The following is a 1007-nucleotide window of genomic DNA, read 5'->3' on the forward strand; positions in this document are numbered from 1 at the left end:
GTACGAGGACCTGCTCAAGCAGGGCAATTCGAGGGAGAAGGCGGCGAGGATCGCCAACGCCAAGGCCGCTGGAACGATCGACCACCGCAGCACGCACCTCGAGGATCGAACCAAGGCGGAACTGATGGACGAGGCGAAGGAGATCGGGATCGAAGGCCGATCCAAGCTGGACAAAGCCGCGCTGGTGAAGGCGATCCGCGACCATCGCTGATATAGCGACGAAGCTGGCGGGCGATCCCGCATCTACGCTACGCCGCGCCGATGACCGACCGCGATGCAACGCTCCGCCTTGATCCCCGCTATGACGAGCACGGCCTCGTCACCGCCGTCGTCAGCGACCGGGCAGGTGCGCTGCTGATGGTCGCGCACATGAACGCTGATGCGCTGGCGGCGACGCAGGCGAGCGGCGAAGCGACCTTTTGGTCGCGCAGTCGACAGCGCTTGTGGAAGAAGGGCGAAACGTCCGGCAACGTCCTAGCGGTCGTCGAGATGCGGATCGACTGCGATCAGGACGCGCTGTGGTTGATCTGCGACGCGGCGGGCCCAGCCTGCCACACCGGCGCGACGAGCTGCTTCTACCGCCGGGTGGAGGGCGACGCGCTGGTTCCGATCGCATGAGAGTGAGCAGTGCGCTGGCGCTGGCGATCGCGGGGTGCAGCGGCGAAGCGCCCGACCGATCACCTGATACGCCCGGATCGAAGCTGGAAGCGGCTGCTCTGGAGCAGGGCCTGATCGTTGATCCCGCAACCGCCACGCTGGGCGGTTCATGGGCGCGCGACTCGGATCGGCTGTGCGTCGTCGGCGAAGAGCGTGGTGATCAACGGATCGGCATCGTCACCGATTACGGCGAAGGACAGGCGTGCAGCGCGACTGGTCTTGTTCGTCGTTTGGGCGAAAGACTCGACGTCGAGCTTCGCAACGGGTGCCGGTTCGATGCGCGGTTCGAAGGCGACCGCATCGTTTTTCCCGCCGAGGTTCCCGCGGCCTGCGCCAGTTTGTGTACGGGT

At 65.9% G+C, this 1007-nt stretch carries 3 protein-coding genes; all 3 read left to right on the top strand.

What is annotated here, in order from left to right; all coding sequences use genetic code 11:
• Positions 1-211: DUF7218 family protein (locus AC0IYH_RS28985; protein WP_471837444.1), on the top strand; the 211-nt coding region annotated here is incomplete at its 5' end.
• 50 nt (positions 212-261) lie between these two features.
• Positions 262-618 carry a phosphoribosyl-AMP cyclohydrolase gene (gene hisI / locus AC0IYH_RS28990; RefSeq protein WP_204193132.1) on the top strand — a complete coding sequence of 119 codons (357 nt, stop codon included), beginning with the start codon at positions 262-264 and terminating at the stop codon, positions 616-618.
• Positions 615-1007, top strand: a 393-nt coding sequence (locus tag AC0IYH_RS28995; RefSeq protein ID WP_471837446.1) for a hypothetical protein, incomplete at its 3' end; no start/stop codon positions are given. The genes hisI and AC0IYH_RS28995, both read left to right, overlap by 4 nt.

It is taken from the genome of Pseudomonas sp. AC463, from assembly GCF_979253585.1.